This window comes from Streptomyces katrae (genome assembly GCF_000966975.1).
In the GTDB taxonomy this organism is placed as follows: Bacteria; Actinomycetota; Actinomycetes; order Streptomycetales; family Streptomycetaceae; genus Streptomyces; species Streptomyces katrae.
In genome coordinates this window covers 1-254 of sequence record NZ_JZWV01000156.1, presented here as the reverse complement: position 1 = coordinate 254, position 254 = coordinate 1, and the positions used below count along the sequence as shown (strand labels likewise).

Here is a 254-nt window from a genome sequence, read left to right as displayed (position 1 = left end):
GGACAGCAGCGGGCCGAGGTTGTGCTCGGCCCGCAGATCGTCCGGGGTCAGCTCGCGGCCGTGGCGCGCGGCGAGCGCGGCTCGCCCGATCGGGTGAAACAGGGCGAGCCGGCCGCCGGGGCGCACCACGCGGGCGAGCTCGCGCAGGTTCGCCGCCGGGTCGGGCAGGTGCGCGATGAGCCCGGCCGCGAACACCGCGTCCAGGGCCCCGTCACGCAGCGGGAGCCGGGCCACGTCCGCCCGCAGCAGTGTCC

General features: G+C 78.7%; 1 protein-coding gene. It reads right to left on the bottom strand.

Annotated elements, in window-relative coordinates; translation table 11 throughout:
* Positions 1-254, bottom strand: a 254-nt coding sequence (locus VR44_RS07905) for a class I SAM-dependent methyltransferase (RefSeq protein WP_045946672.1), incomplete at both ends; no start/stop codon positions are given.